This window comes from Turicibacter faecis (genome assembly GCF_037076425.1).
In the GTDB taxonomy this organism is placed as follows: domain Bacteria; phylum Bacillota_I; class Bacilli_A; order MOL361; family Turicibacteraceae; genus Turicibacter; species Turicibacter faecis.
Genome location: NZ_AP028127.1, coordinates 2,318,451 through 2,334,299 on the forward strand (window position 1 = coordinate 2,318,451; position 15,849 = coordinate 2,334,299).

Sequence of the window (15,849 nt, forward strand, 5' to 3'; positions counted from 1 at the left end):
GGAATAGATGCTATGACTGGTAATAGATGATGCCTCTTGATAAACCTCAATCCCTTATTTTTACTCTCCATCCGCCTTTTCTCCCCCTCAACTTTATTCTTTCACCGATTCTACAGGCAAATCTAACTCCTCTAAAAATAAGTTTTCCTCTTCCTCTGATTTAAAAAGATACTGTGGAACAACCGCAATGCCCTGATGATATTGATCATACAAATAATACTTATCGTTAAACTTGATCAGGCGTTAGGCCTCAATCCCGAGGGTTCGCTCCTCATAATAAGCCGTCACTCTTCGTCCCTTGATTTCAACGACCTTATCTTTTAATAATCCAGGATAAGTACGCACCGCCCGTTTAATCCTCCCCTTAATCAAGAACCGTCGCCAACACTTACTCATCCCCTTTACGAGAACGTGCATCTCGATTAATTCATCCATTGTCGTTCGATATTCTAATCTGATCATCCACTCGCACTCCCTATTCCTTTTAATTATTTATATTATAACATTCTTTTCTCTTTTTTATGATTCATCTTTTCCTAACCATCTGCCACGACTTTACAAACATCCCCCCTCCCTCTTCTTAAGATTTAGATTTTTTCTCGTTCAAGACCTCTTCTGTTATGAGTGAAATCTTTCTCTGTTATAGGGGCACACTCTCTCTTTTTCTCATGAGAAATTTGTCACTCCTTAAAAATCTTGTCATATATTAAGATTAGGCAAGTTGATGATGCCTACAAGTTTAAAGAATTTGAGAACTTTGGAGGAGGTTCACACATTTTTTAAACTTTCTAAATGGAGGTAATGCCTCCCATGTTTGGAAACAAGCATGGAGTGAGAGTCGTACTCTTCAACATCCTTTGAATTGCTGGAATCTCCTAAAGCTCATTCAACCACAACGTAAAAGCGAATAGTTTTAAGCGTGAAGGTGACGAAAGTAGAAAAAATGAATGAGATGGCATATGGTTAAATCCTAAGTGTTCGTGCAATGGACGATCAGCAGGTAAGCCTCGAATAGAGGAAACTTCAACGACTATCCCGAGAGGGAGTAGGTCATAAGCGATGGATGACCGAAGTGGAGGATCCCCCTTTTAGATGGGGAATGATATAGTCTGCACTCATATGAAAATATGAGACGTTCTTATGAGAACTGCACGAGCGTAGCGCCCTCGTGTGAACATCATCAAAACGAAATTGTTTTGATTAGGTGTAAATGTGATTTATAATCCTTATAATACAACGGTTCAAACTCCCGGTGTTGCCCAACCTGGTATGATTGGACAACCCACACCAGCATTAGGAGCTTATCCAACAACTCCGGTTCAAGCTGGTTTCCCTATGATGCAACAATCAGTAATGCCTGTGGATACTTATCAACAGGTGATGACTCAACAACCCGTTACTGCCACTACCTATCAGCAAGTAACGACTCAACAACCTGTGGCTTCTGCCCCTTACCAACCAGTAACGACTCAACAACCTGTCGTACCAACAACTTATCCACAAGTTGTCGCTCCTGCACCTATGTGTCAGGCACCTGCGCCTGTCCCTGCTCCTGCACCCGTTTGTAAAGCACAGCCCTATGTGGCTCCAGTCCAACAACCGGTGATGCCTGTAGATGTTCAACCTAAACCAGTTGCTCCAGTGGCACAACCTGTTCAAAAAACAGAACCACAAGTCGCTAGTACCCAAACAACAACAGCTAAACATAAAAAAACAACCTATGTTGAAGCTTACTTAGAACCTGTAGATGCAAAAGTTCCATTAATGCAACCAACCGTTTCAAAACAAGTTGTGGATAAAAAACAATATCCTGTCAGTGATGAATTAGTTTACGTTGATCAACAACCACTCAAAAGTTCAACCCAACAAGATTATAACTTATACTTAATGCAAAATGAGTACTACGCAAATAGTCAAATGGGTTACCAAGCAACTGTTGCTTCACAACCAAGAGCTGACCAAGTAGGAATGACTTGCGAAACTCTTCCGTTAGCAACAACTTATGTTAAATCTCAAACTTATCAAGGATACAACACGCCTGCACAAACGATGCAACAAGGAACAGGATTCAATGAACTTTATTCTCCTTATACCCCTAAAAAAGTTTCGGCACCAGCGGTTTTCATTTTTAAAGGAGGTCAACACTAATGACTAAAGATCAATTATTAACACAAATTTCAGCGATTAGTTTAATCGTGCACGACATTCACCTATTTCTTGATACACATCCCGGTGATGCTAAAGCATTAAAAGACCACAAAAAACTTTCAGAAGAACTTCAAAAGTTAGTCCGAGAATATGAAAAAAAATATGGGCCTCTTATGAACTTTGGTCACCAAACTGTTGACGCAGAAGGCAATTGGATTCAAGGACCTTGGCCTTGGCAAAATAAATAAGGGGGAAAGAAAAACATGTGGATTTATGAAAAAAGACTACAAATGCCAGTCGATATTAAAAAACGCGACCCAAAAATGGCACAAAATATTTTCAGTGCGCTCGGTGGAGCAGACGGAGAATTATCAGCCTCTATGGAATATCTCCAACAACGTTACACCATGCCAACTGATCAATCAATTGCAACATTAACCGACATTGGGACAGAAGAACTTGCACATCTTGAAATGGTATCAGCTTTAATTTACCAGTTAACAGATGGAGCTTCCATAGAAGAATTAAAAAAAGCGGGATTTGATCCAACTTACTCCGTTCACGGAACAGGAATCTTTTTAGCCGATCCAAACGGAGTCCCTTGGAAAGCTAGCTACATTTCAGTCACTTCCGATCCAGTTGCCGATTTAACTGCCAACATGGCAGCCGAACAAAAAGCACGTGCCGGATACGAACACTTACTCGATATCGCAACTGATGAAGATGTACGATCTGTCTTACGCTATCTTCGCGAACGAGAAATCGTCCATTTCCAACGCTTTGGTGAAACATTAATGGATGTTCAAGACCACTTCAGTACCAATCGTTATTTCTTCATGAAAGACGAAGATTAATAATAAAATAAGGGGCTATCTCCGAAGAGACAGCCCCTTTTTCTGATGCGATTTAAAATCACCCTATTAATTATAACGTTTTTCTCATCACGACGTACTCTTTTCCACCCTTTACAAATCGGTTTTCCGTCCTAATCAGCCCAAATTTAGCATAAAATGAACACTTCGTCACTCGGGCATTGCAAAAAATAGCTTTCGCTCCTCGCCCCTTGGCGTAATCCATCGTATATTGTAACAATTCACTCCCATAACCCCTATTTTGAAAGTTTGTCTGTGTACAAAACTTTCGAAACTGCGCCTCATCTCCATCGATAAATAACGAAATGACACTTACAAGACTATCCTCAACAAACAATCCTAAATGAATTCCTTGATCATCATTCGGTAATTGAATATATTCAATCGATTGATCCGGCCACATCACCTCGTGGCGCATCTTCCAAACCTCATCCAATGAAATTCGTCTAATTCTTTTCATGATATCCTCCTGCTGCCATCCCCTATTCTCATAACTTCTTACCGACACACCAGCTGTTTCGCACGTTCAACCGCCTGATCAAAATAACGACACACTTGCTCACGACCAATCTCCCTCACCAATCCAACACGCTTAACCACCTGATAAGGTTTATCGTTAATTTCACTCAAGATAAGGGTTGTGTTCGAACGACGACAAGTATCCTGTAACAACTCCAGTGCATGAACCGCTGTGGCATCAATCACCGGAACATTTCGAAGTCGAATGATTAAAACTTTAGACGGTCCTTGTAAAGATTGAATCGAATCTAAAAACTTATCCGCGGCTCCAAAGAAAAATGGACCATTCACTTCATAAATTAAAATTTCATCGGACAAGACCTCCTTTAACTCTTCATCTAAAAGTTGGCCTTCCTCCTCCTCATCGTGCAACTCAAATCCTTGAACATTCGTCACATCCGTCATCCGTTTCATAAATAAGAACGACGTTAAAACCATTCCCACACTAATCGCAAGCGTCAAATCAAATAATACCGTTAAGAAAAACGTCACAAGTAAAACTGACACATCACTTTTAGGTGCACTTAACAACCTTTTAAACATTCGCCACTCACTCATATTGTAAGAAACCATAATTAACACGGCCGCCAACGTTGCTAATGGAATCATTTTCACTAATGGCATTAAAAATAACAAGATAAATAATAACGTCACCGCATGAACTACCCCTGCAATTGGAGTGCGTCCACCATTTTTTATATTAGCCACCGTTCGAGCAATCGCCCCTGTTGCCGGCATCCCCCCGAACACTCCCGACGCAATATTCGCAACACCTTCAGCGACCAACTCCATATTCGAACGATGCTTACTTCCAATCATTCCATCTGATACAACCGCCGAAAGCAGCGACTCGAGTGAACATAAAAAAGCAATTGTAAACGCCGGGGAAATCAACATCTCAATCTTATTCCACGTCACCTCTGGGAACGAGGGCCTTGGAAAGGTGGATGAAAGATGAGTATACTGTGTTCCAATCGTTGGCACATCTAAATTCAAGAGTGCTACTAGTACCGTCGTCACAACAATCGAAACTAAAGAGGCTGGAATTTTTTTATTTATTCTTGGCCAGATCATTAAAATGATCAATGCAATCAAACCGATAATAAACGGCATCCAATGAATTTGATTGGCCGATGAGAAATAAAGTTTCCACTTATCAATAAATCCCGTCGGAACATTTTCAAGCGTCATCCCAAAAAAGTCCTTAATTTGTGAACTAAAAATCGTCAAGGCAATCCCACTCGTAAACCCGACAGTAATAGGATATGGAATATACTTAATCATACTCCCTAATCGTAACAATCCAAATAATATTAAAATAATTCCAGCTAATATCGTAGTAAGTAGCAATCCTTCTACACCATGACTAGCAACAACCCCATAAACAACTACCATAAATGTAGCGCTTGGTCCCCCGATTTGAACTCGACTTCCACCAAGTAATGAAATGAAAAAACCAGCAATAATCGCGGTATATAATCCTTGCTCAGGTGAAACACCTGATGAAATAGCTAAAGCAATCGATAACGGGAGTGCAATTACTGCAACAATCACTCCCGCTATGGCGTCTTTAACGAACTGCTCTTTTGTGTAAGTTTTCATAACTGATAATAATTTAGGCTTTAACCGCGTTGACACTCTTCATACTCCCTTTCATATGATTCTTAATCAAAAGAAAAAGCCTTCATAATTATATTATGAAGGCTTTTGAATTACTTCCCTTTTGGCATTGACGCTCCAGGTGCTGTTTTTTCAGCACGAACTGGTTTTCCATTAATTAATTTCGAATTTAATTTACGGATAATTGCGTTTGCATGTGCTTTATCAACATTGATGAATGAGAATTTTTTATAAACATCAATATCACCAATCGCACGTGCTGGAATATCTGATTTTTTCGTTAACATTCCAACGAAGTCTTTCGCTTTAACTTTTTGTTTAGAACCAACATTTACGAATAAACGAACTTCGTTTTTACGCATTCCTTTAGACTTCGTATTAGCTGATACCTCTTGAATTGGTGCATAATCTTTTGTTGATTGCCCAATGTTCATACGTAATAATCCAGCTGCTACTTGTTCTAAGCTATATCCTTTTTCTAAAATCGCTGCAATTAACTCGTTTTCTTTTGTGAAGTCTTGTCCCTCAAGGTTAGAAATAACATCTTCAATCACATGATTTGAACGTTTCTCTTGAATTTGTTCTACGGTTGGAATTGGCATCTTAGACATTTTTGTTTTTGTATATTCTTCAATACGACGAATACGGAACATATCTTTTCCGAATACAAATGTAATTGATAATCCCGTCATTCCTGCACGACCTGTACGTCCGATACGGTGTACATAATTTTCTTCATTTAATGGGATATCATAGTTAAAAACAGCTTCAACGTTGCTAACATCAATTCCGCGAGCCGCGATATCTGTTGCAACTAAGATATTAACATTTTTACGACGGAAACTATTCATAACACGGTCACGTTGTGCTTGTTTTAAATCTCCATGTAATCCTTCTGTTACATATCCTTCTTCTTGTAACTTAGAAACTAACTCATCAACTTCACGTTTTGTATTTGTGAAGACAATTGATGATGTTAATCCCATCATGTCGATGCAACGAATCATTGCATGAACACGATCTTGACGACGTACTTCTACGAAGTATTGGTCGATTTTTTTATTTGATAACTCTTCTGAAACTACTTTAACGATTTCAGGAGATTTTTGATAAGTTTTCGCAATGTTCATGATTTCACGAGCCATTGTTGCTGAGAACATAACTGTTTGACGAGATTCCGGTGTTTTTTCTAAAATCTCTTCGATATCATCTTTGAATCCCATGTTTAACATTTCATCGGCTTCATCTAAAACTAACATTTTTAAGTTATCTAACTTTAACGTTCCGCGGCGCATATGGTCCATGACACGACCTGGTGTTCCGACAACGATTTGTACCCCTTTCTTTAAGGCACGAATTTGAGGATCATATGATTGCCCTCCATAGATTGATAAAATGTGTACGTCACGCATATTACGTGCGAACTTTTTAGATTCTTCATGAACCTGAACCGCTAATTCACGTGTTGGACATAATACTAAGGCTTGCACGTGACGGCTTTTGTGGTCAATTTTCTCTAAAATTGGTAACATAAACGCAGCCGTTTTCCCTGTTCCGGTTTGGGCTTGTCCGATAATATCTTTTCCAGATAATACAACTGGGATAGCTTCTGCTTGAATTGGTGATGGATTTACATATCCGATTTCTTCAATTGCCTTTAAAATCGCAGGCGATAAAGCAAGATCATTAAATTTAATTTGAGTCATTCTTTGCTTCCTTTCTATCTAAAACACAAAAAAACGTAAATGAATCGATGATCACTTACGATAGTGCATGTTTTTACGAAGTGTCCACTTATTATACAATATTTTTTAAAAAGTTGCAAGATAGGTCTTTTGATGATATCGTTTCCCCTACGTAATTTCTGTGTTACGATTTAACCATTCTAATCTTCCTTATTATGTGCCACTTCCTCGATTCTCTTTCATATTTTTTTTATTTTCACAAAATATCTAAATCTCTCACAACAACTATATATTAAGGATAGCATTTTTTCTATTCCTCTTTTTTATGTTCTTTATCAGAAGAAACGGTTCCTCTTAACAACTTGTCCAAACTTCTAACCTTTTCTCTATCTTTTTTAACCTCGCACACGGCTTTTTCGACGACACTTGCAAAAGTATGATATAATGTTTCAAGATAAATTACACGGAGGTGTTGTTACATGCTTACAGTATCTAATGTCGGTTTACGATATGGTGATAAAAAATTATTCGAAGAAGTTAACTTGAAATTTACACCAGGAAATTGCTACGGAGTAATCGGGGCAAATGGGGCTGGAAAATCAACTTTTTTAAAAATTTTAGCTGGGGAAATCGAACCTAATACAGGTCACGTGAGCTACCCTAAAGATTTACGTATGTCAGTTTTAAAGCAGGACCACTATCAATACGATGAATTACCTGTTTTAGAGACTGTTATCCGTGGAAATGAACGTTTATTCCAAATCACTGAAGAGAAAAATGCGTTATACATGAAACCTGATTTTAATGAAGAAGATGGGATTCGTGCAGCAGAGCTTGAAGGTGAGTTTGCGGAATTAAATGGATGGGAAGCTGAATCAGATGCTGCGTCTTTATTACAAGGATTAGGAATTGGAGCAGAATTACACGATAAATTAATGAAAGATTTAACAGGGGCCGAAAAGGTTAAAGTTTTATTAGCACAAGCTTTATTTGGAAATCCTGATATTCTCGTTCTCGATGAGCCGACCAACCACTTAGACATCAAGTCAATTAACTGGTTAGAGGAATTTTTAATTAACTTTGAAGGAACAGTGATCGTTGTATCCCATGACCGCCACTTCTTAAACAAAGTCTGTACGCATATTTGTGACGTGGACTTCGGAAAAATTAAGTTATTCGTTGGAAACTATGACTTCTGGTATGAGTCAAGTCAGCTTTTAAACCGCATGGCAAAAGAAGCGAATAAGAAAAAAGAAGAACAAATTAAAGAATTACAGGATTTCATCGCTCGTTTCTCGGCTAACGCCTCAAAATCAAAACAAGCGACTTCTCGTAAAAAATTATTAGATAAAATCAAATTAGAAGACTTAGAACCATCAAGCCGTCGCTATCCATACGTTGGATTCAAGCCAGAACGTGAAGTAGGAAACGATATCTTAATGGTTGAAGGACTAACAAAAACAATTGATGGCGTTAAAGTTCTTGATAACGTTAGCTTCATGGTCCGCAAAGACGATAAAATCGCCTTTATCGGAGATGAAATTGCCGTGACTACTTTATTCAAAATCTTAAATGGAGAAATGGAAGCAGATAGTGGAACCTTCAAATTTGGAGTTACAATCAAAACTGCTTACTTCCCGAAAGACAACTCAGAGTTCTTTAATGAGTCAGAACTTTCATTAGTCGATTGGTTACGTCAATACTCTGACGATCAAACAGAAAGCTATGTTCGTGGATTCTTAGGACGTATGTTATTCTCAGGAGAAGAAGCTTTAAAACAGGCTTCAGTTTTATCTGGAGGAGAAAAGGTCCGTTGTATGTTATCACGCATGATGTTAGCAAACGCCAACTTATTAATGCTTGATCAACCAACCAACCACCTTGACCTTGAGTCAATCACCGCATTAAACAATGGATTAAAAGACTTCTCAAGTAACGTCTTATTCGCTTCACATGACCACCAATTCATCCAAACCATCGCTAACCGCATCATCGACATCAAAGAGGATGGATCAATCGTCGACAAACAAACAACATACGACGAATACCTAGCCCTTTAATATAATATAAAAAGTTGAAGGTCTCGCTTTGTTTACTCGCATAAGTCTAAGCGAGGGAACAAAATTCACTAAAAGAATTTTGTAACACTCGAAGACTTAGAGGAGAAACTGAGGCCTGAAACTAGATTATATAAAAAATTGAAAATCCCGCCTAGTTTGATTGGGGGTTCCCTGTCATTTACGAAGTAAATGTATCCTCCTTTAATAGGGTAGGGTCTCCTTTGCTAAGTGGGGTGTGAAACGATACCCTTAGCTTTCCTCAACTAATAGGACTTTAAAGTGGGGAAGTAATCTCGCAAAATATTTATAGTTAAATTTTAAATCGCACACAAAAAAGCATTGGCGTTGCCAATGCTTTTTCTTTTATAAACGAAGTTTTCCTAATCAAGCTTTCATAATCTGCCACGGTCATTTTTACTGAATGTTTTTTGTTCTTAGCCGTCCAGTAAATCAGTTATCTCAAAATTTATTTTGAGCGTTGTTAGGACCTTTATATTTTTCATAAGAAAATCTTCTTCCGCTTTGATGGATACTCCAATTATAGTAGAGAGATAAAGTAACGATTCTATTTATTTTTGAAAACGGAGACTAACTTGAAAAAAACTGAAAAATAGTTATAATATAACTATAAAGTACATAGTATAAAAAAAGAGCCATAGATTGTCCATGCGACTTTCTGCTCTCACTTAAATGTTTCATATGAAAAGTAAAAGCTATTCTAGTCCGGCAAGACAATTAGGTGCTTTTACTTTTTTTTATTATCACGAACATTTTTAACTAATTGAAAAATTCCATTAGCTACATTAACTACTAATCATACAAATGTTAATAAAGCGTTCATGAGATCACCCCGCTTTTGAGAGCGAGATTAAAAGTCGCACCATATCTATGACTCCCTTTATTATTATACATGAAAAAAAGAAAATTGTAAAAAATCCTCGATAATATGTTGACGTTTAATTATTCAATCCTCTATATCCAAAAAAAAAAAAAAAAAAAAATCTTTCCCCTATTCAACTGAACCATTCATTTAGTCAAAAAAATCCCTTTTTTAAAAGGGATTTTTTAATTTAATTTCTCCAACAATAATAAAATTCCTATTTTCAAGACTCGGCAAATGACGATTAGCAATACGGTTGCTAACAAAATCACGCAGATACTGCTTAATAGATTATAACAATATGCAATAAAATTCATATAAAAATTCTCCGTTTTTTTGAAAAAACTCATCCTCAGCCATCAAAATAATAACTATTTACCACTGTAAGTGGAATTTATATTTCCCTGAGACTGACGGATTAGCTCTTACATGGTGTGATTTTCCCCATCCTCCACCACTTTTCGCACTCCAAGATGAACCTTTACCGTATTGTGTTCCCTTAGAACTAGCAATCGTTTTACCGTCGCTACCCACAATTTCAAAAGACGCCTTTGCTCCACCCTCTGGAACTTCCTTTACCGTAATGACAATACAATCGCTATCCCATTTATTAATAGAATAGATTTTATCAAATCTATCTTGCGTCAAAGAAACTAAACTTGTCGTCGTGCTTGTTCGAGTAATCCCTTCTTCATCAGTATATTCATATACCACCTGACCATTATCATCAAGCGTCATCTCTACCTCCACACTATGCTCGGTACCGGCTTGATCATCGGCAAATATGCTTGTCCCAAAAGAGCTACACGCTAAAATAGCCGTCCCCCCTGCAACTAACAATTTCTTTTTAATCATACACATCCTCCTCCCACTTTAAGTCTAATCATATCATAAATGGAAATATTTACATAGAAAATGGTTTTATATTGCATACAACTTTCTTATTCAACAGACTAAAGTCTCCAATAAAAATACGCTATTTAAAATTAAGAAGTAGGGGTTATAACATAAGCATAGGAATGCTAATCATTAAAAAGGTGATTAGAAAGATTATTTTATAGCTAATTTCTCTATGCGTATTGGTTTTTTTCTTTTTGAAATAAATGAGCACATAAGATAAAGAAGATATGATTAACGCTATAGCTAAAAAAGTTTTCATATAAAATCTCCTTTCTTTTATATAGGCTCTACATCAAAAACAAGAGCCTAAGTAACACCTACCTAAACGCCTTTCCCTTTGTTAGTTGCTGCTACTCGAACTGCTAGTAAAGTTCAATCCCCACACATTCCCTTAATCTGTTGCTCCCTCATCATAACAAATCAGTTCGCAAACAAGAATAACGATTCCCTATTCGGTCATTGAAAATGCCTGAACGGTTCATTTATACAAAAAAATCCCTTTTTTAAAGGGATTTTTCTGCCGCATTGAGTAGTAATCGTTCCAATTCTTTGACGAGCCGTCGTGAGACGAAGCATGATTCTCCATTCTCAAAATAGACCTTTTTTTCTTTTTTATCAATTCTCACCACATTTTGAAGGTTAACGACATAAGATTTATGGCATTGAAACAACCGTTCATGAAGAGGTTCCACCTCACGTAACTTCCCATAAAATTGCGTACTCGCCTTTTTAGTCACTAAATGTAGTTTATGGGACCCGGTCAACGTCTCAATATATAAAACATCCGCTAAGGGAACACTCAAAGTCGTAAATTTATTCTTGATCACAAGTTCCTCTTTTTCACCCTGTCTTCCCTCGTATTCCTTCGCTAGCTTTAAACAGGCCTCCACTTGCTGAGAAAAGGCTTCATTCGGTTGATCTTTTTCAATAAAATCAAGTGCCGACACTTTGTAAGCATACGTTTTTGGCGCCAACTCAGAATGGGTCGTCACAAAAATAACCATTCCATGAGGATCTTTTTTCCGAATTTCCTGTGCAACCTCTAATCCCATTCGTACCTCATGATTTATTTCAAGGTCGAGAAAATACACGTGATGGCTATCAATAACATCTAACTTGCTTAACAGCACCTCTGGGTCATGAGTTGCAATTAGTTGTTCACAAAAGATTTGGAGTGTGTCTTGTAACTTGGTGATTATGGTTTCCAAGCGTTCCCTTTGAACGGGGTCATCCTCTAAAATAAATAGTTTCATCTTCTCATCCCTGCCTTTTTAAAATTAAAACTTGTCTAAAAACACCTGCATCATAAAACGTTTGAAGGGTTATATAATGATCCGCCTCCATCAGTTGTTGAACCGTCGCCAACCCGATTCCGCGATTCTCTCCTTTCGAGGAATACCCCGGTTGATAAATCTTTGTTAAAGAAATCTCTTCCTCTTTGCATGAGTTTTCAATTTCAATTTGTTGAATCCCTTCCCCTTGCAAAAATGAAATGGATAGATAGGGGATTGTTGCCTCTTTTGCTCCCTCAATCGCGTTATCCAATAGAATAGCCAACACCCGATAAACAGGAAAGACATCGACATAGAGGGTATCAATTAGCTCTTCTAGCTCCAACCTCACGTCTATTTGCTCTGTTTGTGCCCGAACCATTTTCTCAAAAAGTAAACTTTTAATTTCGAGAACGCCCATCTGATAGAGCTTTCCAAAAATATAATCACGACCCTTCACCAGTTTTTCAGTGGGTTGAATGACTCGGTCATAAATCCCTTTAATCCCATCTAAATCCTCTTGGCGAATGCTCTCACCTAGGCTCACTAAAATATTTAGATAATCATGTCGAAAATGATGGAGTTCTTGATATAGTTGCTCAAGTTTATAAGCGTAGTCATAGATTTGCTGATTCGCCATCCGCTCCTGTTCTAGCTTGGCGTGTTTAATAACGACCAATAATAAGTTTCCAGCACTCCAAATTAGTAGTCCTCCATATGCAATAAATAAAAGGCTCGTTAATTGAATGTGCTGCGAACTAAAACCTTGCTTCTCCCCCGCGTAAATATTCGCATACAATAAAAGGATTAATAAACTGACTTGCACTAAGACTAAGCGTTGATAACGTTTTTCTAGTGCTGGAAAGCGATTCATTTTTTTAAATAAACTTTTTAAAAAATAACAACAACTTAAGGTGAATCCCCCCATCATTAATGTTTCAAGAACAACTGACTGCTCCCACGTTAAAGATAAAGACGAGGATTGTCCTGAAATTCCAAGGATCAATTGCGATAAATAATCCCCGATGACCATCGTAATCAATGGTAACCCCGACGCAATCACGCTGAAAAAAAATTTCTTTGTTTTAAATAGTCGGTAAATCAAGAGATAAAGCACGACGAAAAATATCGCAAAAAATTTAATCGTTGGATAAAGCCCTTGACCTATTAGATTGATGATGAGCAACTGAACCCAAAATTCACGTCGCCCCATTTTTTCATTCAATAGCCATTGGCCCCCTAAAAACAATACAACTAATTGAAAAAAAGGTATAAAAAAAGAAACCATCAAATCATCCTCCCCGACTTAATGATTCCATTATATCAAATTATCGTTTTTTGTAAAATTATTAACTATTTCCCTTAATTTCGTCTGTTTATCCTTTTTATCAATCATTTTAATGAGGTAGATTATTTCTTTTATTAAATTCCCTATATAATAAGGATAGCATTTTTTATATTAAATGAACCCATGGCAGATTGCGTCAAATGTTTAAAGTTTATCACTACTTTTGCGATGCTGTATAAACGGCCACTTACGTGATTATAATGAATATACAACGCTAATCGTTTTATAGGGGGAATCAAAATGATTACATTACGACCGATTTCAAAAGATAATCTTTGGGAATGTCTCGATTTAAGCGTACATCCCAATCAACAACAATACGTCGCTTCCAATGCGATTTCCATCTCACAATCTAAGGTCCAACCAGAATGTATCCCGCTTGCCATTTACCATGATGAGATGATGGTCGGATTTTTAATGTATTGCCTAGACTCGGAGGATGATGAATACTGGATTTATCGCTTAATGATCGATCACCACTTTCAAAATCAAGGGTTTGGAACAGAGGCCCTTCACCAAGTCATCGAACTCATTAAGGGAGATAAAACACGCCACCAAATTTTTCTTGGTGTAAATCCAGAAAGTGCACCCGCTATTCATTTATATGAAGAAGCCGGTTTTGAATTTAACGGTCAAATCTTTGGACAAGAGCACGTCATGGTTCTGACTTATTAGCCCTTATTTCGGCAGAACATGAAGACGTTAGACTGAAATCATGCAAATGAGTAATAATTTTTTCACCCTTTTTAAATTATTTAAAAAAAATAGCTCGAAGAAGTCATATCTTTTATGACTTCTTTTTTAGTTATATTGTAATTTCCCTCTATTTCCTCTAAAATAAAAAGTATACAAAAAGTGGTAGGGGAGTCTACAAAATTACATGATTTTGAGACAAAACAACAACAAACTTATGATTGATATTGAGGAATTTGGAGGAGTCTTATGAAGCGCAATATTTCAAAAAAACCGGTCATTGTACTTGGAACATTACTAACCCTTTTAGTCACCGTCACGGTTGTCTACGGTGTCTCTCATCTAGAACCAAAGGATGTAGAACTTAATCAACTAATTGAATCTCCTTACGAAATCTTAGACGTTCGTCGACACAAAAAGGAGAAAAAATATGAAGTCGATATTAAAGCCGACCTCAACTATGCTGATAACATTTTATTAGCGAATAAATTACTTTCTGAGCTACAAAAAAATGATTCAAAAAATGTGACGCAAGTGCACATGAATGTCTATGAAAACAAGACAGACCAACAAACCGTTGATTTTACAGATCCCAATTATCGTTATACCATCGAGACAAATGGATCATATACTTATCAATACGAACCCATTTATACAGAAAATTTCAGTGAAAACTTATTATTTACAGCCGAATGGAAGATTGAAGACTCAAAATTAACCAAAAAGAACCTTTCATTTAATACCATCGTCCCTGATCATTTATCAACAGACGAAATCAATTCCCTGCTAAATGAACTATCGGACGAAATGATTCGCTACAATTTTGAAAATAGGGAAGGGGCAACAACAACCATCCAAGCTAAAGTTAACACCTCAGATACTTATTATCATCTATCAGAAAATAAAAATTATCTTATCCATAAAACACGTTTAATTGGTTAGGGGGACCAGTATCATGAAACATTCATTTCTTTTTTTACTATCATTTTTTCCTTCCTTTTTAATGGGGGGACAAGATCCAATTACATTAACAACCATAACACCTGATATTCATGAGAACCTTGCTTCTATCGATGACGTTATGTCTTCCTTCGAGGGTTCAGTGGCCTTTGATGAAGAAACAGGTACCTATACTTACACAATCAATGATCAAGAAATCATTTTAAATCTTAACTGCGGATATAGTCTCATCAACGGTGAAAAGGAAGCCCTATTCCTTGAACGAAACGATGAAACGGCGTTAATGACGATCAAATGGGTAACCCCAAAATTGATTGACGATGAAGTGTTCGTTCCCGTTCAATACATTGAGCGCATCTTTAATGCTACATACTCAGAAGAGGGCTTTACATTAAACGGCGATGCTTCGAACACGATGACCGTCTTTGAAGATAAGGAAGACTCGGGGGATTCTGCTATTGGAAAACGATTAACGGTTGAAGAGACAGAAGGTGAAAAAGAGGTAAGTCAAACGACGAATAAAAAGCCGTCCACATCAAAACCAACTCCATCTATCACCCAAAAGCCAGAAGTATCGAAGCCGACTCAAAAACCATCAACGTCTAAACCAAATCAGAATACGACGCAAAAGCCATCCACTTCTACGCCGGTGAAGCCACAAGAACCAACGGATTCACCTCAACCGCCGGTGGGGGATAAGCCAGAAGAGATTGTCCCACCGACACCAGAACCGGAACCGACTCCAAAACCTGAACCACCAGTAGAGGATCAACCCTCTGATGTCACACCACCGACACCGGAAGGACCCTCTCCACTTCCACCAAGTGATTCTGAAACTGGGGATAACTCAAATTCACCTGAATCCGAAACATTTTAACTGAGTCACTGGGATT

Annotated in this window: 14 protein-coding genes; 7 read left to right on the forward strand and 7 right to left on the reverse strand. The window is 37.5% G+C overall.

Annotation, left to right across the window (positions count from 1 at the left end):
* Positions 1–243: 243 nt before the first annotated feature.
* Positions 244–462 (reverse strand): hypothetical protein, encoded by a 219-nt coding sequence (locus AACH31_RS11260; RefSeq protein WP_161832741.1) that lies wholly within the window; start codon positions 460–462, stop codon positions 244–246.
* Positions 463–1,212: 750 nt separating this feature from the next.
* Between AACH31_RS11260 and AACH31_RS11265 the strand changes: the two genes are divergently transcribed.
* Genes AACH31_RS11265 through AACH31_RS11275 form a run of 3 tightly spaced genes read left to right on the forward strand, consistent with a single transcriptional unit; the run spans position 1,213 to position 3,002 of the window.
* Entirely contained in the window at positions 1,213–2,148 is a 936-nt protein-coding gene (locus AACH31_RS11265; protein ID WP_237658984.1) for a hypothetical protein, read from the forward strand.
* Positions 2,148–2,396, forward strand: a complete 249-nt coding sequence (locus tag AACH31_RS11270) for a spore coat protein CotJB (protein ID WP_161832740.1) — start codon at positions 2,148–2,150, stop codon at positions 2,394–2,396. The genes AACH31_RS11265 and AACH31_RS11270 overlap by 1 nt, the downstream gene beginning before the upstream one ends.
* 15 nt (positions 2,397–2,411) lie before the next feature.
* A complete protein-coding gene (locus AACH31_RS11275) occupies positions 2,412–3,002 on the forward strand; it encodes a manganese catalase family protein (RefSeq protein ID WP_161832739.1) in 591 nt (196 codons plus the stop codon).
* Positions 3,003–3,072: 70 nt separating this feature from the next.
* Here the strand turns inward: AACH31_RS11275 and AACH31_RS11280 are convergent, their stop codons facing one another.
* From AACH31_RS11280 to AACH31_RS11290, 3 genes are all read right to left on the reverse strand, one after another.
* The gene (locus tag AACH31_RS11280; protein ID WP_161832738.1) at positions 3,073–3,480 is read right to left on the reverse strand and encodes a GNAT family N-acetyltransferase; all 408 of its coding nucleotides are present in this window, start codon (positions 3,478–3,480) and stop codon (positions 3,073–3,075) included.
* 38 nt (positions 3,481–3,518) lie between these two features.
* Complete coding sequence (locus AACH31_RS11285; protein WP_262950785.1) at positions 3,519–5,177, reverse strand: SulP family inorganic anion transporter; 1,659 nt, start codon at positions 5,175–5,177, stop codon at positions 3,519–3,521.
* A gap of 74 nt (positions 5,178–5,251) precedes the next feature.
* Positions 5,252–6,865 (reverse strand): DEAD/DEAH box helicase, encoded by a 1,614-nt coding sequence (locus tag AACH31_RS11290; RefSeq protein ID WP_161832736.1) that lies wholly within the window; start codon positions 6,863–6,865, stop codon positions 5,252–5,254.
* 458 nt (positions 6,866–7,323) lie between these two features.
* Here AACH31_RS11290 and AACH31_RS11295 point away from each other — a divergent pair, with 458 nt between their 5' ends.
* Entirely contained in the window at positions 7,324–8,904 is a 1,581-nt protein-coding gene (locus AACH31_RS11295; RefSeq protein ID WP_161832735.1) for an ABC-F family ATP-binding cassette domain-containing protein, read from the forward strand.
* 1,255 nt (positions 8,905–10,159) lie between these two features.
* Here AACH31_RS11295 and AACH31_RS11300 read toward each other — a convergent pair.
* The 3 genes from AACH31_RS11300 to AACH31_RS11310 form a co-directional block, all read right to left on the reverse strand.
* A complete protein-coding gene (locus AACH31_RS11300) occupies positions 10,160–10,639 on the reverse strand; it encodes a hypothetical protein (protein WP_161831535.1) in 480 nt (159 codons plus the stop codon).
* 548 nt (positions 10,640–11,187) lie between these two features.
* Complete coding sequence (locus tag AACH31_RS11305) at positions 11,188–11,937, reverse strand: LytR/AlgR family response regulator transcription factor (protein WP_161831534.1); 750 nt, start codon at positions 11,935–11,937, stop codon at positions 11,188–11,190.
* 4 nt (positions 11,938–11,941) lie between these two features.
* Complete coding sequence (locus AACH31_RS11310) at positions 11,942–13,243, reverse strand: GHKL domain-containing protein (protein WP_262950784.1); 1,302 nt, start codon at positions 13,241–13,243, stop codon at positions 11,942–11,944.
* Positions 13,244–13,543: 300 nt separating this feature from the next.
* Between AACH31_RS11310 and AACH31_RS11315 the strand changes: the two genes are divergently transcribed.
* The 3 genes from AACH31_RS11315 (at position 13,544) to AACH31_RS11325 (ending at position 15,833) form a co-directional block, all read left to right on the forward strand.
* Positions 13,544–13,978, forward strand: coding sequence for a GNAT family N-acetyltransferase (locus AACH31_RS11315; protein WP_161831532.1), 435 nt, complete (start codon positions 13,544–13,546; stop codon positions 13,976–13,978).
* A gap of 267 nt (positions 13,979–14,245) precedes the next feature.
* A complete protein-coding gene (locus AACH31_RS11320; protein ID WP_161831531.1) occupies positions 14,246–14,938 on the forward strand; it encodes a hypothetical protein in 693 nt (230 codons plus the stop codon).
* A 13-nt stretch (positions 14,939–14,951) separates the two neighbouring features.
* A complete protein-coding gene (locus AACH31_RS11325; RefSeq protein WP_161831530.1) occupies positions 14,952–15,833 on the forward strand; it encodes a stalk domain-containing protein in 882 nt (293 codons plus the stop codon).
* The last annotated feature ends 16 nt before the right edge of the window (positions 15,834–15,849 follow it).

Excerpts from the sequence above, each read along its gene's own strand:
- AACH31_RS11275 (WP_161832739.1), top strand. The coding sequence starts at position 2,412 with ATGTGGATTTATGAAAAAAGACTACAAATGCCAGTCGATATTAAAAAA.
- AACH31_RS11280 (WP_161832738.1), bottom strand. The coding sequence starts at position 3,480 with ATGAAAAGAATTAGACGAATTTCATTGGATGAGGTTTGGAAGATGCGC.
- AACH31_RS11325 (WP_161831530.1), top strand. The coding sequence starts at position 14,952 with ATGAAACATTCATTTCTTTTTTTACTATCATTTTTTCCTTCCTTTTTA.
- AACH31_RS11290 (WP_161832736.1), bottom strand. The coding sequence starts at position 6,865 with ATGACTCAAATTAAATTTAATGATCTTGCTTTATCGCCTGCGATTTTA.
- AACH31_RS11320 (WP_161831531.1), top strand. The coding sequence starts at position 14,246 with ATGAAGCGCAATATTTCAAAAAAACCGGTCATTGTACTTGGAACATTA.
- AACH31_RS11305 (WP_161831534.1), bottom strand. The coding sequence starts at position 11,937 with ATGAAACTATTTATTTTAGAGGATGACCCCGTTCAAAGGGAACGCTTG.
- AACH31_RS11270 (WP_161832740.1), top strand. The coding sequence starts at position 2,148 with ATGACTAAAGATCAATTATTAACACAAATTTCAGCGATTAGTTTAATC.
- AACH31_RS11295 (WP_161832735.1), top strand. The coding sequence starts at position 7,324 with ATGCTTACAGTATCTAATGTCGGTTTACGATATGGTGATAAAAAATTA.
- AACH31_RS11300 (WP_161831535.1), bottom strand. The coding sequence starts at position 10,639 with ATGATTAAAAAGAAATTGTTAGTTGCAGGGGGGACGGCTATTTTAGCG.
- AACH31_RS11260 (WP_161832741.1), bottom strand. The coding sequence starts at position 462 with ATGATCAGATTAGAATATCGAACGACAATGGATGAATTAATCGAGATG.
- AACH31_RS11310 (WP_262950784.1), bottom strand. The coding sequence starts at position 13,243 with ATGGTTTCTTTTTTTATACCTTTTTTTCAATTAGTTGTATTGTTTTTA.
- AACH31_RS11315 (WP_161831532.1), top strand. The coding sequence starts at position 13,544 with ATGATTACATTACGACCGATTTCAAAAGATAATCTTTGGGAATGTCTC.